This window comes from Vibrio sp. 10N.222.52.C3 (assembly GCF_041474195.1).
GTDB classification, from domain to species: Bacteria; Pseudomonadota; Gammaproteobacteria; order Enterobacterales; family Vibrionaceae; genus Vibrio; species Vibrio crassostreae_C.
Map to the genome: position 1 here is coordinate 1 of NZ_JBFRTQ010000162.1, position 727 is coordinate 727.

A 727-nucleotide genomic window follows, 5' to 3' on the forward strand; every position below is an offset into this window, starting at 1 on the left:
ATTGTCTTTTTTGTTAATTGACGGAGGTTTTGTATAAATTTGATGCGTGAGATCAATAGAAATTTATATATTTAACTCAGAAATGAATCGAACTATAAATCTGGTCGTTTGAATGTTTAATTTTGAGGATATAAGATTGCGACAAACTTTTTCGATGTTGGTTCCAAATGTCTTCAAATAAAAAAATAGTTCGCTTTTTCATAGCGCTATTCGCGTTGCTTGTTCTTTCTGGCTGTCAATCTACAAAACCTGAATGGTATCTAAAGCCTAAAGTAGACAGTGACGAGTACATTTATGCAGCTTCTCAAGCGCGAACTCTATCTCATGCGAAAAAAATTGCTGTAAACAACATCAACGAAAAGTTATGGACTCAAGTCGAGTCGTCTTTTTACATGAGAGACACCGTTCGAGAAACTAATGGTAAGGGTTTTTCAAATAGTCTAGTTGACAACAAAGTTAATACTAAGACTGAATCCTTGACCTTAAATGGTATCGAATATGTACAAATGGAAGAGAATGATCTTGGTGCGTTTGTCGAAGTAAGAGTGAAAAAGTCACTCGTGACTCAACAGTTGATTCGCGAAATAAAAGATCTAAACCGTAAATCTCAAATCGAACTTGATGCGCTTTCTCACGAAGATAAATTACTTTGGTGGTTAGACAATCGCAGTGTTTATCAAACTGAACACGATGCTTCTGTGCGTATCGCAATGCTTTCATCTCTGAA

Annotated in this window: 1 pseudogene; it reads left to right on the forward strand. The window is 35.6% G+C overall.

The window, feature by feature from the left end:
* Positions 1–167 precede the first annotated feature (167 nt).
* Positions 168–727, forward strand: a pseudogene (locus tag AB4517_RS20605) (hypothetical protein); the annotation flags it as partial.